Consider the following 18395-nt stretch of genomic DNA (forward strand, 5'->3'; position numbering starts at 1 on the left):
CCCCAGGCGGCATCAGCAATCGACTCCGCCAGGTGGTGGTTCTTCAGCATGTTGATGATTCTTAAACTCTCCGCAGCCAGCGCTTGGCTTTCGTTCACGAGTCGCGAAGAGACCTTGTGAAGGTTGTCGGTGCGGGCATTCGCCACGAGCTTATGCGCGCGTGCGAGCCTGCGGCGCAGCACCTTGCGGGCGTGCTTCAGATGCCTCGGGTTCGGTTCCTTGCGTCCGTTCGATTCTGTGAGGAGATCCTTGATGCCGACATCGATGCCGATGACCTGATCCTCATAGATCTCCTTCAGAGGTTCCTTTTCAGCAAGACCATCTTCCCAGAGGACGGCGGCGTAGTAGTCGCCGGCGGCATCGGCTTCAAGCGTGATGCTCTTCACCTTGCCGACGACCTCCCGATGAATCCGAGCCTTGATCGGCTCCATTTTCGGCACGCGCACGTAGTTGGGGCCGACGGAGACGTTGGTGCAGTGATAGCTCAACTGCGGCCCTCTGCGGGACTTGTAGTGCGGAAAGCCTGCTCTTCCCTCAAAGAAAGCGCGGTAGCCCTTGTTGAGATTCCGCACCGATTCCTGAAGCGCCATCGAATCGTATTCCCTAAGCCATGCGTACTTCTTCGACTTCTTGGCTCTGGCGATGAGTGGCTTGATCTCGTGGATGAGGTCAAGCGATACGCACCGCGTACGGTAGTAATGCTTCTTCAGGAAGAGCGCCATGTTCCAGCACTTGCGGACAGCACCCCACTGTGCCCAGAGAAAAGCTTCCTGAGCGGCAGTTGGGTAGATGCGGAATTTCGCAGCACGGAGCATGTGGCGGTTAAATAAATTTATTTTTAAATAATATTATGATATTATCATAATTAAGCATTAGCGGTCAAGGAGAATTTCGATGTTCGACGACTACGAAAGAGCGCGTCACAGCGTGACGAAACTCCATGTGCATTTGATCTTCACAACGAAATACCGGCGAAAAGTGATGACGCCGGAAGTGCTCGAAAGCGTGCTTGCTGCCCTAAAAATCGCGGCCGAAGATTTAGGCTGCAGCCTCCTGGAGGCCAACGGGGAAGCGGATCACGTACATCTGCTCGTGAGCTATCCTCCGAAGGTTAGCATCAGCGAGATGGTGAACCGCTTTAAAACGCGTTCGTCTCGAAAGATACGCGAGAAATATCCAGGGATTCTTGAAGGAGGCAAAACAGGGCTGTTTTGGTCGCGCAGCTACTTTGCTTGTTCAGTAGGCGGAGCTTCCCTGGAAGTTCTTAAAAAATACATTGAGAATCAGACAACCGATTAGCCGCCATTCCTCCCCGCCCCATCCGGGGCGAGGGCTCCTGGCGGATTTTGCTGAAGGAAGCAGGAGAAGCTTTGATTTTCTCGTGCTTCAGGATTTCCCGAAAATACTCAATAGGATGATTGTATGCGCGTACTTCTGACAGGCGGCATGGGCTTTATCGGCTCCCACACGGCTGTGGTGCTTCAGGAAGCAGGTCACGAACCGGTGCTCTACGACAACCTCTCGAATGCCGACCTGGGCGTCGCCCAACGCATTGCTGCTATCACCGGAAAGACGCCGAAATTCATTGAGGGCGACATCCGTGACGAAGAGCGTCTTGAAAAGACCCTGCGCGACGAAAGCATTGAAGCCGTCATCCATTTCGCCGGCCTGAAGGCCGTCGGCGAATCCGTCGTGAAGCCGCTTGAGTATTACGACAACAACCTGATCGGCACAATCCGGCTCCTTGAGGCCATGAAGAAAACGGGCGTCAGGCGCCTCATCTTCAGCTCCTCCTCCACAGTCTACGGGACGCCGAAGCGCCTTCCGCTGCATGAATCCGACCCGACGGGAGAAGCCACCAACCCGTACGGGCGCACCAAACTGCAGATCGAGGAGATCCTCTCCGACCTCTGCCGGGCGGCCCCGGATTGGAGCGTCATTTGCCTGAGGTACTTCAACCCGATCGGTGCGCACCCGTCAGGTCTCATCGGGGAAGATCCCAACGGGATCCCCAACAACCTCCTTCCTTACGTCGCCCGGGTGGCAAACGGGCGCCTCCCCTGCCTCAATGTCTTCGGCGGCGACTATGAAACGCCTGACGGCACGGGCGTGCGCGACTACATCCACGTGATGGATCTGGCCCGCGGCCACGCCGCGGCGCTTCCTTATGCCATGAGCCACACCGGCTGGAAAGCCGTGAACCTCGGCTGCGGCAGAGGCTACAGCGTGCTCGAAGTCGTCAAGGCTTTTGAGAAAGCTTCCGGACGCAAGGTTCCTCTCAAAATCGGTCCCCGCCGTGCGGGCGACATTGCCGCCAACTGGTGCGATCCGACGCTCGCAAAAGAACTTTTCGGCTGGGAAGCGAAGCTTGGCATTGACGACATGTGCCGCGATGCCTGGCGCTTTGAAGAAAAGCGCGCCGAGGAACTCAAGGCGCAGTCGAATCAATCCTGAGTTTCCCCAATTGCAAATCGTGGCAGGAGGAAATTATCCACGGACTTATCCACAGACTCCTGCCATGAATAACAATAGCTTGCATTGAAAAATGCAAGTTGTTCACACGAAAGTCTGCAATTCTCGGGCTGACTCTTCTGATGTGCTCTGAAGCCCTTCATGCCGATAAGCGCATTTGTGAACACGACACCCAGCCCGAATCCTTGTTTTTCAGAGAATTCCGCAGCGCGGGAAAGGATTCTTTTCGCCAGCGCATACCGTGAAACGGTTTCCCCGGGCGGCGCGAAATGAAGCACTTCCGGCACGCCCCTCCCGAGCGAGCTTTCTGCTCCTCCGAGCATCATGGAGGCCGACCAGAAGGCAAGCGACTCATAGCTTGAAGGCTTCCCAAACTGATTGGTCCGCATGGTGATGGGTTTTCCGGACAATGCGCGCTCGAGTACTTTTTGGGGGAAACCTGCCCCTGTCGCTTCTGAATAGAGCCAGCCCGCTCTGACGATAAGCGCCTTCCCTGAAGCCTTGCGGGTGATGCGGCGAACTTCACGCTCCCCATCGAGCTTGGTTCGTCCATACGCACCCTGGGGTTTCGGCCTCAGATCAGAGTGAAGCAAACGACGACCGCCGCCGGAGAAAACATAGTCGGACGAGTAGTGCAGCAGCGGCACATCCCAATGCGCCGCAGCAAGCGCCGCTCCGCGGGGCGCAAGCACGTTTCCTCGAAACGCGCCCGTTTTGTCGACTTCCGCACGCGGCACGTCGGACCATGCCGCAGCGCAGACAATCCAATCGGGGCGCCCGCCGGGAAAACGCTTCGAGAGCTTCAGCACGGATGCCGGATCCGCTGCATCCGCCTCAGCGCGCGATGCGGCAACCACAGTCTTCGCCCCAAGCTGATGGAGCGTCTTATCCAGCTCGCGCCCGAGCCTGCCGGCGCCGCCGAGAATCAGAATGCCGCTCATTCTCAAGCCCTCTCGAAATAAGCCTTGAGCCATGGGCCGGTAATGCTTTTCTTATTGCGAATCAATGCCCTGGGCGTACCCGCAGCCACAATTTCCCCTCCCGCATCACCGCCCTCCGGTCCCATGTCAATGAGCCAGTCGGCGGCAGCGGCAACGGCAAGATCATGCTCGATGACGAGCACCGTATTGCCGAGCTGAGTAAGACGCCTCAAGGCGCTGAGAAGCTTCGCCGTATCTTCAAAATGAAGTCCGGTCGTCGGCTCATCGAGTATGTAGAGCGTTTCCCCCGTATCGCGGCGCGCAAGTTCAGCCGCGAGCTTCACGCGCTGCGCTTCGCCGCCCGAGAAGGTCGCAGCATTTTGTCCGAGCCGGATGTAGCCGAGCCCCACGTCGGCAAGCGTATCGAGCTTGCGGATGATCTGGGGCTGCTGCGCGAAAACTGCGCGTGCCTCATCCACGGTGAGATCAAGCACGTCGGCAATTGAAAGTCCCTTCCAGCGGCATTCGAGCGTTTCACGGTTGTAGCGCTTCCCGCCGCAGACGTCGCACGTCACGAAGACGTCCGGCAGGAACTGCATCTCCACGCGCACAAGGCCGTCCCCGGAACAAGCCTCGCACCTTCCGCCCCGGGCATTGAAGCTGAAGCGCGAGGCGTCGTAGCCGCGCTCGCGAGCGGTAAGCGTCTGCGCAAACACGTCACGAATCAGGGTAAAGAGCCCCGTATACGTAGCGGCATTAGATCGCGGCGTTCTTCCGATCGGCGTCTGATCGACGGAAATGACCTTGTCGAACAGATCGCTTCCCTCAATCCGCACAAAGGGCAGCGACGGCGTCTTCGCATTATTGAGAAGGCCCGCCATTGCCGGGAGAAGCGTATCCGTAATGAGCGTCGACTTCCCCGACCCGGAAATGCCCGTCACGACCGTGAGCGCGCCGACCGGAATTTCGAGCGTCACATTTTTAAGCGTTCTCCCTGAAGCACCGATAAGTTTCAGCCATTCGGACTTCGCAGCGGAAAACCTCTTTGCGACCGTCTCCTGCGCGACGGTCTTTGCATGAGAAAGGTAGGGCCCCGTCACGGAATCCGGATTCTGCATGATCTCGTCGGGCGTCCCGACCGCGACGATGCGGCCTCCCTTTTTGCCGGCACCGGGCCCGAGATCCACAATCCAGTCCGCCGCGCGCATGACGTCTTCGTCATGCTCCACAATGACCACCGTGTTGCCGAGGTCTCTCAGATCCTTGAGCGTCCGGATCAGCCGGTCTCCGTCTCTCGGATGCAAGCCAATGCTCGGCTCGTCGAGCACGTAGAGAACGCCGGACAACCCGGATCCAATCTGCCCTGCAAGACGAATTCGCTGACTCTCTCCGCCCGAGAGCGTATTGGCGCGTCTCGCAATCGTGAGATAGCCGAGTCCGAGCGACTCGAGACACTTCAATCGCGGCACGGCTCCCGCGATAAGCTTTTCGCCGATTGCTTGCTTGTTTCCGGTGAGTTTCAGGCCCTCCAGCCGCTCCCGCAGGGATAGAAGCGTCATGCGGGAAGCATCGACGAAGGTGAAGCCGTCCGCTATCCGCTCTCCCACCCAGACATTGCGGGCAATCGGACCCAGTCCGCTCCCCGCGCATTCCCTGCAGAGCTGCGGCGCCCGTACCTCCTGAAGTGCGGCCTGTTCCGGCTCGGAAAGCTCGCTCCACCTCTCATCGAGTTCTGGGATTGCGCCCGGGAATGGCGGATGAAGCGCTTTTGTTTCCGAACTTCCCCAGAGAAGCGCTTCCTGCTTAGACGCATCAATATCGCGCCAGAGGACTGACACATCGATGCCGAGCGCCTCTGCAGCAGCGATGAGACGCTTCGGATCAATGCCTTTAAGCGCGCCGCTCCCGATCGACTGGGCAGGATCAGCAACAACCGCCTGAGGAAGGAAGGAAATTCTTTCTCCCGTGCCTGCGCAAGCGGAACAAGCTCCCCTGGGATTTGTGGCTGAAAAGTGAGCGGGCTCGAGCTCTCCCGCCGTAAAGTCGCATAAAGGGCAGGCATATTTGGAAGTAAAGGCGGCGCTCCATTCTGAATCCATGTCCTGCGCAATCACGCGTCCATCCGCAAGCGAGAGCGCATTTTCAATACTGGAGGCAATCCGCTCGCGGGCATCCGGCCGCACGCGCAGACGATCGACGACAACCTCCAGATCATGAGGCTTCCCGTCTGCCCAGACTTCTCCATCCGCGTCGTCCAGACTGAGGACCTCTCCGTCCGCTCGAATGCGCTGATATCCCTCGCTCTGCAGTTCATCGAGGAGCCGCCGGGCTTCCTGAGCCTCAAAAACATGCTGACGCTTCACGGGAGCAAGTATCAGCAGCCGCTTGTCGGCGGCATCAACCAGAAGCCGATCCGTCATATAAGCAACCGACTGAACCTCAAGCCTGAGGTGATGAACCGGGCAGTAGAGATCCCCTGTACGGGCAAAAAGAAGCCTCAGGTAGTCCGATACTTCTGTTGCCGTGCCGACGGTCGAGCGCGCACCTCCCTGGGTGGTCTTCTGATCAATTGCAATCGCCGGCGGCAGTCCGCGGATTTCATCCACTTCTGGTCGTGGAAGCCGCTCTAAGAACTGCCGGGCATAAGCAGAGAGGCTTTCAACGTAGCGGCGTTCGCCTTCGGCATAAAGCGTATCGAAGGCAAGCGAACTTTTCCCCGAACCCGAAACGCCGGTAAACACGATGTATCTGCGCGCGGAAGATCAACCGAAATATTCTTCAGATTGTGCGTGCGCGCGCCCCGAATAGAAATGGCATCCATGACTCTTGAAATAAACCGCTTTTAAGGCACTGGAAAAGTGGAAAAACTATAACGCGGACATTCGGACCGGCCAACATAGACCGGCAGACAACACAATCGCCCCACCTTTTCCATGACTCAGTCAGCCCCCTGGCGCATGACGCCGCGCGAGAAAAAATCAAGCATTTCGCTCGCTGGAATCTTCGCGCTTCGCATGCTCGGCCTTTTCGTCATTCTTCCCGTTTTTGCCATTTATGCGCGTGAACTTCCCGGGGGGAACGATGAGTTCATGGTAGGTCTTACGCTCGGCATTTACGGGCTCGCTCAGGGCATTCTGCAGATACCCTTCGGTGCCGCATCAGACCGCTTCGGAAGAAAGCCCGTCATTATTGCAGGCCTCCTGATCTTTGCTTTCGGGAGCTTCATCGCTGCCTGCTCGGGCTCCATCTGGGGCATCTTTTTCGGCCGGGCCCTTCAGGGCGCCGGCGCTATTTCCGCCGCAGTCACTGCTTTTATTTCAGACTCCGTGCGTGAAGAAGTCATTACCAAGGCAATGGCGATGGTGGGAGCCTCCATCGGCCTCACGTTCGCCGTTTCTCTCGTCATCGCGCCGCTGCTTTCCGACCTCTGGGGCGTCCCCGGAATCTTTGCGCTCACCGGCCTTCTTGCGCTCGCTGCGATCCTTGTCGCGAAATTCGTTGTTCCCGACGCCCCTCAGCATCTGAGAACCAAAACATCCGGGAAGCCCTGGCAGGAAATTCTGCTCGACCACCAGTTGATCAGACTCAATATCGGCATTTTTGTCCTTCATGCATGCCTCACTGCAGTCTTTGTCGTCATCCCGACGCGGCTCCTCGAAATGAATCTCCCCTCCGAGCACCACTGGTGGGTTTATCTGCCCGCCGTCACGGCGGGCTTCATCGTGATGGCGCCGCTCATCATCCTGGGCGAGAAGCGCGGCAAGATGGTGCGCATCATGAAGCTGGTGATCGGCTTTCTCACGGCCGCTTTCGTGCTCTTTGCCTATCTCATGCATTCGATCTGGGAAATCGCATTTCTCCTCGGTCTCTTCTTCGTGGGGTTCAATGTGCTCGAAGCAACACTGCCGAGCCTCATTTCCAAAATAGCCCCCAAAAGCGACAAAGGGCTTGCGCTCGGGATCTACAACACCCTGCAGAACTTCGGCCTTTTTGCTGGCGGCGCTCTCGGAGGCTTCATTGCCCGTGAGTGGAGCGCAGAAGCCGTCTTCTTTACCTGCGCTTTTGCTATGCTTCTGTGGCTCGCCTCAGCGATTGGCCTCAAGGAGCCCGAACGCTCCAGCCGAAAACCTGGGGAAGCCTTAAATTAGTTTTATTTCACACCATTACCTTTAATTTTTTGTCCGAATATGGCTTCCATCAACAAGGTTATTGTTCTCGGCAACCTCGGCGCCGATCCTGAAGTCCGCTACACCCCCGACGGCGGCACCGCCATCGCTACCCTGCGCATCGCCACCTCGCGCCGCTACAAAAACCGCGACGGTCAGCCCGTGGAAGAAACCGAATGGCACCGCGTCATTCTTTTCGGCCGCGCTGCTGAACTCGCCAAGGACTATCTGCGCAAGGGCAGCTCCGTCCTGATCGAAGGCCGCCTGCGCACCCGCAAATGGACCGATCAGAGCGGCAACGATCGCTGGACGACCGAAATCGTCAGTGAAAACATGCAGTTCGTCGGCGGCCGCAACAATCGCCAGGATAACGGCGGCGATGCAGGCTACGCGCCCTCAAACGATTTTGAATCGTCGCCGCGTCCCGCACCGGCTCGCCAGGCGGCCCCGGCACCCGCTCCTCAGCCTTCGCCTGCCGCAGCGTCCGCTCCGATCGACAGCCTTGACGAAGACGTTCCGTTCTGATCTGTACTTTCATGAAACAGTGCATGGATGCGCCTAATCTTCACAGGCGCCTCAAAAAGATCATCGGCCAGGTTCAGGCCATCGACCGCATGGTTGATGAGGATGTTCCCTGCGAGGACATCCTCGTGCAGATCAATGCCGCCAAGAGTGCGCTTCACAAAGTGGGACAAATTGTCCTCGAAGGACACCTGCAGCACTGCGTGCGCGACGGCATCGCGAAGGGCGATGCCGATGCAACGGTTGCCAAGTTTGCCAAAGCGGTTGAACATTTCGCCCGCATGTCCTGAAGCCGGCGCGCGCCTTGACAGCCCGCAGATGAAGGCATAAGCTAACCCCATACCCTATGGGGTATCAATATTTTCAAAACACGCCGCACGCTGTGCGGCTTGTTTTTTTAGCTTTTTCTAATACCCATACGGGTATATGTAAAAAATGTCTCCGCTTTCCTTCATTCGCGCCGCCTGGCAGGATGAGACCCGGCGCCAGATCGTTCTGATCGTCGTCTCCGCCATTGCGCTTCTCTTGGGCTTCTTCGACGTCACGGTCTCCGGCATCGACCTCTCCTGGGTCGCAATTCTGCTCTGCGGCACGCCGATCGTCATTGAGGCTGCAATCGGCCTCATTACGCGCTTTGACGTTAAGGCGGATCTTTTGGTCTCGCTCGCTCTCATCGCGTCAATCATCATCGGAGAATATTTTGCGGCGGGCGAAATCGCCGTCATCATGCAGCTCGGCGCGCTTCTTGAGGAAATGACCGTCGCCAAGGCGCGAAAAGGCATTGAGCGTCTCGCGTCGCTCGCGCCTGAAACCGCACGCGTGGTTACGTCCGGAACGGAGCGCATCATTCCGGCCTCAGAAGTGAAGAAAGGCGAAACCATCCGCGTCAATCCCGGAGAAACCGTTCCGGTAGACGGCGAGATCCTCTCAGGCAGCACATCTGTTGACGAATCCGTGCTGACAGGTGAGCCGATGCCGGTAGATAAAACAGCCGGCGACCATGTGATGTCGGGCTCCATCAACCGCTTCGGGGTTTTTGAGCTCCGGGCGGATGCCGTGGGAGACGCCTCCACGATCGCCCGCATGGCAAAGCTCGTCGAATCTGCGGACGCGAGCCGGGCGAAAATCGTGCGGCTTGCCGATCGATGGGCAACCTGGATCGTGGCCGCAGCACTCTCCATGGCCTGCGTCACATGGCTCGTGACCGGGGAGGAAATCCGTGCGGTTACGATTCTCGTCGTCTTCTGCCCGTGCGCCCTGGTGCTTGCAACGCCGACGGCCGTCATGGCAGCCATCGGATGCGCCACGAAGCGGGGAGTACTCGTACGCGAAGGGGATGCGCTTGAGCGTCTCGCCGAAATCGATCGTGCCGCATTCGACAAGACCGGCACGCTCACCACAGGTGAACCCACGCTCTGCGGCGTGAAGAGCCTTTCGAAGACCTGTTCCGAAAACGACATTCTCCGTTTCGCAGCCATTGCAGAAAAGCCGAGCAGCCATCCTCTGGGACGAGCCATCATCCGCGGGCTGAAGGATGCCGAAAAAGCAGGGCTGCCGAACCCGGACGACTTCAAAATGGAATCGGGAAGCGGCGTGAGCGCCCGGATCGATGATCATGCCGTCGCGGTCGGCCGTCTCTCCTGGCTGAAGCGCATCGGCGCAGCCGGCACCGGAGACGCCCGATCCGCAGCTGCCGTCTTTGAAGCAGAAGGCGCCACCACGGTCTTCATTGCACTTGACGGCGCGGTTGTCGGCTTCATCGCGCTCTCGGACGCGATGCGCCCGGGGATTGCCAATGTCATGCGCAGTCTGGAAAAGCAAAATGTCTCGCCGATGCTGATGACGGGCGACCATAAGGAAGCCGCAGAACATATTGCCAAAGAAGCAGGCATTGACGAACGGTTTGTTGATGCGGGCTGCATGCCTGAGGACAAGCTCCGCCGCCTTGAATCTCTTGAGCGCGCCACGATCCGCACGGCAATGGTGGGAGACGGCATCAATGATGCCCCGGCCCTGAAGCGCGCCTGGGTCGGCATCGCCATGGGCGGCATTGGTAGCGACATTGCCGTCAACGCCGCAGACATCGTGCTCGTGAGGGACGACATCCGCGTGATCCCATGGCTAGTACGACTCTCGCGCCGCATGATGCGTATGATCCGCTTCAACATCACGCTTGCGATGAGAATCAACTTCCTTGCCATCATTCTCGCCGCGCTCGGTCTGATGGGGCCCGTCCTGGGAGCTCTTGTGCACAACGCCGGCTCCGTCATCGTCATTCTCAATTCCGCAAGGCTACTGAGAACGCCTTCTGAAGGAGATCAGACAGCCTGAGGAACCATGCTGAAAGGCCTCCGGGGAAACGCTTCTCCAGAGGCCTTCTCATTGATGCAAGCCCGAAAGCTTTGCGGGGCAGCTACTCGTGGCGCACTGCTTCGATCGGATCAAGTCTCGCCGCTCTTCTTGCCGGGAAGAAGCCGAATACGATGCCGGTGAGCGCCGAAACCGTAAAGGCGAGGAGATTAATGAAGGGATCGAACGCAAACGGAACTTCCATCCAGGCGCAGAACACATAAGAAGCGCCGAAGGCAACCGCCATGCCGAGCAGTCCGCCGAGGCAGCCGAGCATCAGCGCTTCGATCAGGAACTGCATGAGCACCTCCCGGCCAAGCGCCCCGATGGCAAGACGAATGCCGATCTCGCGCGTGCGCTCCGTCACCGATACAAGCATGATGTTCATGATGCCGATGCCGCCCACCAGGAGACTCACGCCGGCAACGGCCGCGAGCAGCGTCGTCATAATGCCGGTCGTTGAGGCAACCTTTTCAGCGATTTCAGCTGTATCCATGATCTGGAAGTTGTCATCGTCGCCCGCAGAAAGCGAACGTCTCTCGCGCATCAGGTCCTTTACCGCCTGCTTCAAGCGCTCACGGTCGGAATTGCCGTCCATCAGGATCAGAAGCGAAGAGACGCGCGTGTCGCCGATCAGACGGCGCTGCACGGTCTTGACCGGCATGATGACGACATCGTCCTGATCTCCTCCCATGGCCGCGGAACCCTTGGTGGCGAGAAGCCCGATCACGCGGCAGGAAAAGCCCCCGGTTCGAATCAGTTCGCCCACAACGCCGTCGGTACGTCCGAAGAGTTCATTGGCAATGGTGGAGCCGATCACGCAGACAGCGGAACCCGCCATTTCCTCGGCCTCTTCAAAGCTTCGGCCGTCCGCAAAAGTACGGTTGTCGATCGTGAAGTAGCTCGATGTCGTCCCCGTAATGCTGGTCTGCCAGTTGCGCCCGTTTGCGACGAGCGTGACGCTCTTGCTTACCTGAGGCGCCACTGCCACGACACCCGCAAGCTGCGTCTGCAGCGCCGTCACATCCTCCATCTTGAAGGAAGGCGCCCCGATCCTTTGTCCGGGGCCAAGACGCATGCCCGGGCGCAGCATCAGCTGATTATTGCCGAAGGATTCAATTTCCGAGCGAATCGCCTCGCTTGCGCCATTGCCGATCGTCACCATCGTAATGACGGCCGCGACGCCGATCACGACGCCGAGCACCGTTAGGAGACTTCGCATAGGGTTGCGCCAGATCTGCCGTACGGCAAGAAGGAATGCGTTCCAGATCATGCTTGCCCTCCGTCTTCCTTAGCAAGCGTCTGAGGGCCCTCGCCCGGAAGCCCGCGGTCGTCGCGCACGAGGTGTCCGTCCTTGAAGATGATGTGTCTGCGCGCAAACTTCGCCATGTCAGGCTCATGCGTAACAAGAGAAACCGTGATGCCGTCCGTTTGATTAAGGTCCGAAAGGAGCTTCATGATTTCAATGCTTCGCGCGCTATCGAGCGACCCTGTTGGTTCGTCTGCCAGGAGCAGCTTCGGCTTGATGACGATTGCCCGGGCAATGGCGACGCGCTGCTGCTGGCCGCCCGAAAGCTCTGCCGGCGTGTGGTGCGCCCAGTCGGCGAGCCCCACGCGATCGAGCGCCGCAAAGGCGAGCTTCTGGCGCTCGGTACGCTTGAGTCCCCGGTAAAGAAGCGGCAGCTCAACATTCTCGAGCGCGGTCGTTCTCGGCAGAAGATTGAATCCCTGGAAGACAAATCCGATATAGCGGCGGCGAAGCATCGCCCGTTCATCGTTGCTGAGATTCTCCACGTGCACGCCCTCAAAGAGATATTCCCCCCAGGAGGGTCTGTCGAGCGCGCCGATGATGTTCATGGCGGTGGATTTGCCAGAACCCGACGGCCCCATGATGGCGACAAACTCACCCTCATGGATCGTGAGATCAATGCTGTGAAGTGCCGTAAAGGCCGCCTCCCCGGTGCCGTAGCGCTTCCCGATGCCGCGGAATTCAATAAGCGGAATATCCGTCATTCATAGACTCCCTATCCGGATCATCAGGATCTCTGAGCGCGCTGCTGATCAACCACGACCGCATCCTTTTCATGGATTTCTCCGGAGAGAATTTCCGTATGTGCGCCGTCCGTAAGTCCGGTGCGGACGGTCACGGGCTGCGGAACGCCGTTCTTCAGCACATACACCGTGCGTACGCGTTCAGCCTGGCCCTGAGAGGAATCTTCGCGAGCCGACTTCTGCGAACCTGAGTGACGGGGAGGCCCGGGCATGAAGGCTGAGCGAGCGCTTGAAGATTCCTTCTGAGCAGCCTCGCGCGGCACAAACCGCAGGGCGGAATTGGGCACGAGAAGCACATCCTGGCGCTGCGCCGTGGAAATGGTTGCCGAGGCCGTCATGCCGGGGCGAAGCTGCAGATCTGCGTTCTCCACATCCAGATAGGTGGTGTAGGTCACAACATTTTCCGTCGTCGTCGCACCGAAGGCCACCTTGCGCAGAGTGGCAGGGAAGCGCTTGTCCGGATAGGCGCTCACCGTAAAGTAGGCCCGCTGCCCGGACTTGACGCTCCCGATATCAGCTTCATCCACCTTCACCTGAAGCTCAAGCTTGGTGAGGTCGGTGGCGAGCGTGAGGAGTTCAACCGCCTGAAGGCTTGCCGCTACGGCGTAGCCGGGCTCCACCGAGCGTGCCAGCACGACGCCCTCAATGGGCGAGCGGATCATGGCTTTCGAGAGATCCGTTTCAGCCTGACTCAGCGAAGCCTCCGCATCGATAATCGAAGCGCGGGACACTTCAACAGCAGCCTTGGCGGTTGCCACCGCTGCCTCCTGCTGATCGAGTTCGGTCCGCGAAGGCATCTTGCCGCCCGAGAGCTTGTTGAGCTCCTTCAGCCGCTTATCCTTCACCTCGGCTTCGCGAAGCGTCGCCTGGCTTTCCGCCAGCTTTGCATTGGCGCTCGCCAGCGCTGCCCTCGCGCTCGCCACCTTGGATTCGAGGTTGCGGGTGTCAAGCTCAATCAGCACGTCGTTCGCGTGAATTTCATCATTCACGTCCACATTCACCTTGCGCACGATCCCGGAAAGTTCGGAGCCAAGCGTCACCGTACGCGTGGGGTTGAGCGTGCCGTCCGCCGTCACCGTCACGCGAATCTCGCCTTTGGTCACAGGCTGAGTCACATACTGCACCTTGCTTCCTGCCGCCCGATTCTGCTGCCAATACCAGGCGCCCCCGCCGGCGATCGCCAGAACAACAACCCAGGGAAGCGCACGGACATACCAGGGCCTGTGCACCTCGCCCAGGAGCTCTTTTACGGATTCATTCGCTTGAGGCGTCTTCTTATCGTCTGTCATGACCAAAATTCCTTATTGTTCTTAATTCTTCTGAGCGCCGTCTTCTCTTGCGGCATCCACTGCCCATGCGCCTCCGAGCGCGCGATAAAGACGTATGTAGCCCGCGGCGCGATCCGCGCGGTTGCTTAATTCGGATTCCTCTGCGGAAAGGAGTGAACGCTGCGTCGAGAGGAGCATCGTGTAGTCGCCGATTCCGGCTTCATATTCCTGGCGCGCCAGCATTTCGGCAGATCTTGCATGCTCAACAGCACGGGCAAGATCCGTGCGGCGCCGCTCCGCATTGGCGATCGACGCGATGGCGTTGTCGGTTTCTTCAAGCGCCGCAAGAAGCGTTGAGCGGTAGACGGCTACATTTCTGTCCACCTCCGCCGCCGCACTCTCTTCTCCCGCGATAAGCGATCCCCAGTTGAGAACAGGAAGCGTGAGCACTGCGGCAAGTCCCGCCACGCCCGTGCCGGCAGTACCCAGAGCACTCACTGTGGCTGCCGTCGTGCCGATATTCCCAGAAAGATTGAGCGAAGGGGAAAAATTGCTCTTTGCGCTTTTCAGCTGCAGAACCGCAGCCTCAACATTGAGGCGCGCCGCGCGCACGTCAGGCCGGTTGGCAATCGTTTCTGCGGGGATGGCAACGGCTGCATCATCGGGCGGCAATGGAATGACGCTGGACGACCCCAGTTCGAGCTCCTCCACCGGTGTCGCCGTAAGCCGCATCAGCGCATTCCGGTATTCGAATATGCTTCCTTCAAGCGTCGGAATGCGGGCACGTGCGGAAGCGAGCTGCACCATGGCGTCCTCTGCTTCTGACGCAGCGCCCGTTCCCGCCTCGAACTGCCAGCGGGAAGTTTCCGCCGTCTCCATGTAATTGGCGAGCGACTTCTTGACCACTTCGAGCTGCGCCTCTGCTGCACGCAGATTGACGTAGGCTTCAGCGACAGCTGCAGCAGTTGCCGCGCGGACATCCTCGAGCGAATAGCGCGACGCGGCCGCAGAAAGCTCTGCCGCATCCGCTTTCCAGAATTCAGCCCCGGCAAGATTGAGTGCGAGTCCGCCCGAACCCTCTAGCGAGAATGAATCGCGCGTCGTTCCGCCGGACCGATTTTTCCCGGCATTAGCACCCAGCGAAGCCGTCGGCCAGAGCGCCGCATTGGCAGAAGTGATGCTCGCCTCGGCTGAACGCAGATTTGCCGCAGCCGTTGCGATATCCGGATTGGCTTCAAATGCTTTCTCAAGAAGCGCAGTAAGAACCGGATCCTGCCAACGCGCCCAGAAATTGTCCCAGGCAACAATGCTGCCGGTCGGCAGGGAGGAACGCTGCCAATTCCCAGGCGTCATATCCGCCGTCATTCGATCAAGATCCGGATGCTCGACGGCGCATCCGGCGAGTCCGAGACAGAGCGCGGCAGCGAGTGAGAGAGGCCGCAGACCTGCATGCATTTTTTATTCTCCGATAGGAATGCTTTTCATTGAGGCAATTGTCTGCTGAAACAGGCGCTCAGAAGCGGCAAATGCCGCACATTTCAAAACTTTCCGGTTAGCACTTTTTTCAGCTTCAGAGAAGACTCATTCAGGCCTAAGCGCTTTCTAAGTCGATGGCTCATCAACGCTTTCGTCAACCGTATTTAGCCGCAAAGGTTTGTTAAGATAGGCGGAACCTTTGTTTAGCATCAGTTGGCACATGTTTAAAAATCCTCGCCGCATTCTGATCATCGACACCGACGCCGAACGGTGCACGCTGCTCGTCGACTACCTTCGTCTTGAGGGCTTTCATGCGCTTCCTGCGCATGCCGTTGACGCAGGGCTTAACGCTGTTGAAAATGAAGCGCTCGATCTGATCATCTGCGACGAAGTCCTGCCCGGCATGACCTGCGAGGCCATGCTCGCGGCGCTCAGACTCCGCTCCGATGCGCCGGTCCTCATGCTGGCCGGTACGGAGGAAGGCGCCGAAGCGCTTAAAAAAGCCGGAGCCGACGATGCGGTCGTCAAGCCCTGTCCGCCCCGGGACCTTTATTCGCATATCGGCGGCATCCTGCGCCGCACCTCGAGCGCCAGAGCGACGGCAACGCCCATTGTCGTCGGACCGATTGTCGTCAACCCCGCGGAGCGGGTGGCCAAGGCCGGCAACAGGCCGGTGGAGCTCACCACCACTGAGTTTTCGCTTTTTGAGCTTCTTGCCCGCAATGCAGGCGGCCCGGTTTCCAAGGAGGAAATTTATCCGAAGGTGCTCGGACGGTCGATGGGTCCGTACGACCGCGCCATCGACGTGCATGTTTCCTCAATCCGCCACAAGCTGAGCGCCGTTGTAGGCAAGGCGCTCGCCATTGAAAGCGTGCGCGGCGTGGGATACCAGCTGATTGTCCGTTCTCCTGAGGAACTTCAGAGCCTCTGACGACGGACCGGGAACTCTTAAGTATCACACAATCGCGGACTCGCGGCCACAGCTTGATTCTGTCTTGCGCTTTTGATCAAGCTCCCTTCAGCTTTTCTCCGATTTCCCGGCATGAAAGTGCAGAATGGTTTGAATCTTTCCTGAAAATAAAGGATCAGCCATGAGCAACTATTCCACCGAGAATCTGCGCACCCTCGCTTTGGTCGGCCACGGTTCCTGCGGCAAAACCTCTCTGATCGAGGCCATGCTCTACCGCTCCGGCATGATTCCGGAGCTCGGCAGCGTTGAACGCGGCAACACGATGTGCGACAACGACGCACTCGAAAAAGAGGTCGGTCACTCAATCCGCCTCGCGGTTGCGCACGTGGATACGGCCATGGCGGACCTTACGCCTGTCCGCATTCACATCCTCGACACCCCGGGCTACCCTGACTATCTCGGTCAGGACCTTTCTGCACTCGACGCCGTGAAATCGGTCTGCGCAGTGATCGACCCGACGCGCGGCCCGGAGCTTCTCACGCGCCGGATGATGGAAGCGGCCAAGGAGCGCGGGCTCTGCCGCATGATCGTCATCAATAAGTTCGATCTCCCGGATGCCGATCTTGAAAAGTGCCTCGAGGAGCTGCGCGAAACGTGGGGACCGGGCGTGCTGCCCATCAATCTCCCGACGCGCAACCGCACGCACGTCATCGACTGCTTCGACCGCGAGGACGGCGACAGCGACATCATGACCGTCGAGGACGTTCACCGCGCCTTCATCGAGCGCGTGGTTGAAGAGGACGACGAAATGCTCGAGCGCTACCTCGAGGAAGGCCATGTCGACCCGAGGCTTCTGCACCCGCTCGTCACCAAGGCGCTCCGCGAGGGTCACGTCATCCCGGTCTGCTTCACCTCGGCGAAGAACCTCATCGGCATCCGCGACTTCATGAAGGTGATCATCCGCCACCTGCCGCATCCCGGCGAAGCCAATGAAGCGCTCTTCCAGAAGAAGGACGGATCGCCCTTCCGCACCTATCCGGACAAGAACCTTCCGGTCATTGCTCAGGTCTTCAAGATCGTGAACGATCCCTTCATCGGCAAGATCGGCGTCTTCCGCGTGCATCAGGGCACGATCAGAAGAGACTCCGTCCTCTATGTCGACGACAGCAAGAAGCCGATCAAGGCGACGCGTCCGCTCATTCTGCAGGGCAAGAACACCCAGGAAACGGATCTCCTTTCGCCGGGCGACATCGGCGCTCTCGCCAAGATCGACGAACTTCAGTACGGCTCCGTCATTCACGGCGATCCGATGGACGGCGGCGTCCGCATGCGTCCCATCAACTTCCCGCGTCCGATGTACGGTCTTGCCATTCGTCCGGCACGCCGGGGCGACGAAAGCCGCATGAACGAAGTGCTCGCGAAGATGCAGAGCGAAGACCCGACGATGTCGGTCGAGCACGATCCGGTCCTCAATGAAACCGTCATCCGCGGCCTCACCGACATGCACGTGCGCTCGATCCTCAACCGCATGCGTGCCAACTTCAAGCTTGAGGTTGAAACGGCCGCTCCCTCGATCCCCTATCGCGAAACCATTTCCGCTCCGGCGGAAGGCCATGCCCGCCACAAGAAGCAGACGGGCGGCGCCGGGCAGTTCGGCGAGGTCTACCTGCGCGTCGAACCGCTCGAACGCGGCAAGGGCTTCGAATTCGTCGATCAGGTGAAGGGCGGCGTCATTCCCTACAACCTCATCCCGGCGGTTGAAAAAGGCGTGCGCGAGGTTCTCGCCACCGGCTTCGTCGCAGGCTACCCGATTGAAGACGTGCGCGTTACCGTTTACGACGGCAAGAGCCACCCGGTCGACTCCAAGGAAGTGGCCTTCGTGGCCGCCGGCCGGAAAGCCTTCCTTGACGCGCTCGCCAAGGCTGCGCCCCAGGTGCTCGAACCCATCGTCTCCGTTGAGGTGACGGCTCCCGAAGCCTACATGGGCGACATCGCGGGCGACCTTGCCAGCCGCCGCGGTCAGGTAACCAACACCGAAGCGCTTCCGGGCGGCGACATCGAGGTGACGGCGCTCGTGCCGCTTGCTGAACTCGAAAACTATGCGACGCGCCTGCACGCCCTCACGCAGGGCACCGGCGCATGGAGCATGGAGCTTTCGAGCTACCAGCCGGTGCCGGCGGCCCGTCAGGCAGAGCTTGCGGCCCACTTCAAGCGCACCGATGAAGACTGAGTGACCTGACGCTTCGGGACGGAGCCTTCA

At 59.2% G+C, this 18395-nt stretch carries 14 protein-coding genes and 1 pseudogene; 8 read left to right on the forward strand and 7 right to left on the reverse strand.

Features of this window, described 5'->3' with window-relative positions; genetic code table 11:
• Nucleotides 1-815: RNA-guided endonuclease TnpB family protein (locus tag GBM95_RS03105; RefSeq protein ID WP_152157745.1), on the reverse strand; the 815-nt coding region annotated here is incomplete at its 3' end.
• Nucleotides 816-894: 79 nt separating this feature from the next.
• On the opposite strand from GBM95_RS03105, the gene tnpA reads away from it, so the two are divergent.
• Nucleotides 895-1299, forward strand: a complete 405-nt coding sequence (tnpA, locus tag GBM95_RS03110) for an IS200/IS605 family transposase (RefSeq protein WP_152157746.1) — start codon at nucleotides 895-897, stop codon at nucleotides 1297-1299.
• A 123-nt stretch (nucleotides 1300-1422) separates the two neighbouring features.
• Nucleotides 1423-2454, forward strand: coding sequence for a UDP-glucose 4-epimerase GalE (gene galE, locus GBM95_RS03115; RefSeq protein ID WP_152157747.1), 1032 nt, complete (start codon nucleotides 1423-1425; stop codon nucleotides 2452-2454).
• On the opposite strand, the gene GBM95_RS03120 is transcribed toward galE, so the two are convergent.
• On the reverse strand, nucleotides 2445-3446 hold the full coding sequence (locus GBM95_RS03120) for an SDR family oxidoreductase (protein WP_152157748.1): 1002 nt from the start codon (nucleotides 3444-3446) through the stop codon (nucleotides 2445-2447). The two genes, galE and GBM95_RS03120, sit on opposite strands and share 10 nt — an antisense overlap.
• A pseudogene (gene uvrA, locus GBM95_RS03125) lies at nucleotides 3416-6213 on the reverse strand (excinuclease ABC subunit UvrA). Before uvrA ends, GBM95_RS03120 begins: the two are co-directional and overlap by 31 nt.
• A 112-nt stretch (nucleotides 6214-6325) precedes the next feature.
• Between uvrA and GBM95_RS03130 the strand changes: the two are divergent.
• The 4 genes from GBM95_RS03130 to GBM95_RS03145 all read left to right on the forward strand — a co-directional run bounded on the left by GBM95_RS03130 (nucleotide 6326) and on the right by GBM95_RS03145 (nucleotide 10411).
• Complete coding sequence (locus GBM95_RS03130; protein WP_152157749.1) at nucleotides 6326-7540, forward strand: MFS transporter; 1215 nt, start codon at nucleotides 6326-6328, stop codon at nucleotides 7538-7540.
• Nucleotides 7541-7579: 39 nt separating this feature from the next.
• The gene (locus GBM95_RS03135) at nucleotides 7580-8083 is read left to right on the forward strand and encodes a single-stranded DNA-binding protein (protein WP_152157750.1); all 504 of its coding nucleotides are present in this window, start codon (nucleotides 7580-7582) and stop codon (nucleotides 8081-8083) included.
• Between the two features lie 23 nt (nucleotides 8084-8106).
• On the forward strand, nucleotides 8107-8370 hold the full coding sequence (locus GBM95_RS03140) for a metal-sensing transcriptional repressor (RefSeq protein ID WP_226963133.1): 264 nt from the start codon (nucleotides 8107-8109) through the stop codon (nucleotides 8368-8370).
• A gap of 145 nt (nucleotides 8371-8515) precedes the next feature.
• Nucleotides 8516-10411, forward strand: coding sequence for a heavy metal translocating P-type ATPase (locus tag GBM95_RS03145; RefSeq protein WP_226963134.1), 1896 nt, complete (start codon nucleotides 8516-8518; stop codon nucleotides 10409-10411).
• A gap of 82 nt (nucleotides 10412-10493) precedes the next feature.
• Here the strand turns inward: GBM95_RS03145 and GBM95_RS03150 are convergent, their stop codons facing one another.
• The 4 genes from GBM95_RS03150 to GBM95_RS03165 are packed head-to-tail and all read right to left on the reverse strand — an operon-like array spanning nucleotide 10494 to nucleotide 15204.
• Nucleotides 10494-11702 (reverse strand): ABC transporter permease, encoded by a 1209-nt coding sequence (locus tag GBM95_RS03150; RefSeq protein WP_152157751.1) that lies wholly within the window; start codon nucleotides 11700-11702, stop codon nucleotides 10494-10496.
• A complete protein-coding gene (locus GBM95_RS03155) occupies nucleotides 11699-12442 on the reverse strand; it encodes an ABC transporter ATP-binding protein (protein WP_152157752.1) in 744 nt (247 codons plus the stop codon). Before GBM95_RS03155 ends, GBM95_RS03150 begins: the two co-directional genes overlap by 4 nt.
• A gap of 23 nt (nucleotides 12443-12465) precedes the next feature.
• The gene (locus tag GBM95_RS03160; protein ID WP_152157753.1) at nucleotides 12466-13770 is read right to left on the reverse strand and encodes an efflux RND transporter periplasmic adaptor subunit; all 1305 of its coding nucleotides are present in this window, start codon (nucleotides 13768-13770) and stop codon (nucleotides 12466-12468) included.
• 21 nt (nucleotides 13771-13791) lie between these two features.
• Nucleotides 13792-15204, reverse strand: a complete 1413-nt coding sequence (locus GBM95_RS03165) for an efflux transporter outer membrane subunit (protein ID WP_152157754.1) — start codon at nucleotides 15202-15204, stop codon at nucleotides 13792-13794.
• A 241-nt stretch (nucleotides 15205-15445) separates the two neighbouring features.
• Here GBM95_RS03165 and GBM95_RS03170 point away from each other — a divergent pair, with 241 nt between their 5' ends.
• Complete coding sequence (locus GBM95_RS03170; protein WP_152157755.1) at nucleotides 15446-16156, forward strand: response regulator transcription factor; 711 nt, start codon at nucleotides 15446-15448, stop codon at nucleotides 16154-16156.
• Between the two features lie 160 nt (nucleotides 16157-16316).
• Nucleotides 16317-18365, forward strand: a complete 2049-nt coding sequence (gene fusA / locus GBM95_RS03175; protein WP_152157756.1) for an elongation factor G — start codon at nucleotides 16317-16319, stop codon at nucleotides 18363-18365.
• The last annotated feature ends 30 nt before the right edge of the window (nucleotides 18366-18395 follow it).

This window comes from Sutterella seckii (assembly GCF_009183815.1).
GTDB lineage: Bacteria > Pseudomonadota > Gammaproteobacteria > Burkholderiales > Burkholderiaceae_F > Sutterella > Sutterella seckii.